Annotated in this window: 1 rRNA gene; it reads right to left on the reverse strand. The window is 54.5% G+C overall.

Going from position 1 to position 772, the window contains the following annotated elements:
• Nucleotides 1-744 (reverse strand): 23S ribosomal RNA (locus GH2_RS21140); the annotation flags it as partial.
• Between the last annotated feature and the right edge of the window lie 28 nt (nucleotides 745-772).

Raw genomic sequence — 772 nt, forward strand, 5'->3', positions numbered from 1 at the left:
CACGCCCTATTCAGACTCGCTTTCGCTACGGCTACCCCACACGGGTTAACCTCGCCACTGAGCACTAACTCGCAGGCTCATTCTTCAAAAGGCACGCCATCACCCCACAACGAGGGCTCTGACGGATTGTAAGCGTCCGGTTTCAGGTACTATTTCACTCCCCTCCCGGGGTACTTTTCACCTTTCCCTCACGGTACTAGTCCGCTATCGGTCACCAGAAAGTATTTAGGCTTACCGGGTGGTCCCGGCAGATTCACAGCAGATTCCACGAGCCCGCTGCTACTTGGGAAAATCATCGAAGCCAGTCATCCTGTTTTCAGTTACGGGACTCTCACCCACTACGGCAGACCATTCCAGGCCACTTCACCTAACAAAACGATTTATCACTGACCGGATGTCCGGTAGAACACCCAACGACAACCCCACAACCCCACACGCACAACCCCTACCGAGTATCACATACGCATGGTTTAGCCTCCTCCGCTTTCGCTCGCCACTACTCACGGAATCACACTTGTTTTCTCCTCCTGTGGGTACTGAGATGTTTCACTTCCCCACGTTCCCTCCACACCCCCTATACATTCAGAGGCGGGTAACACGACATCACTCGTGCTGGGTTTCCCCATTCGGACACCCTCGGATCACAGCTCGTTTGACAACTCCCCGAGGACTATCGCGGCCTACCACGTCCTTCATCGGCTCCTGGTACCAAGGCATCCACCGAACGCCCTAAAACACTTACAACAACACCCACAAACACACCCCCACACAC

It is taken from the genome of Gordonia hydrophobica NBRC 16057 (assembly GCF_001592365.1).
In the GTDB taxonomy this organism is placed as follows: Bacteria; Actinomycetota; Actinomycetes; order Mycobacteriales; family Mycobacteriaceae; genus Gordonia; species Gordonia hydrophobica.